Raw genomic sequence first — 216 nt, forward strand, 5'->3', positions numbered from 1 at the left:
GCCGTGACCGAGAGAGAGCGCCAGCCAGCGCTGGAGGATCAGGCAGCACTCAGGGCTTCTGCAAACATTGCCTATCAGGATTTGGTGCGTGAGCTCACGCAGGTGGGAGCACTGACGGCAAAGGAAGTCTTTGACGCGCTGAAGTCGCCGACCGTTCAGCCCAAGGCGATTGCGCCGTATTGGTTAAGCAGTGCCTCGCAGGCTTACCTTCACGCA

1 protein-coding gene is annotated in these 216 nt (G+C 59.7%); it reads left to right on the forward strand.

The genetic code is table 11. The features are described 5' to 3' along the window. On the forward strand, positions 1-216 hold a 216-nt coding region (locus tag ACV22V_RS32755), incomplete at both ends, for a hypothetical protein (RefSeq protein ID WP_448016883.1).

It is taken from the genome of Burkholderia sp. AW33-5 (assembly GCF_053427615.1).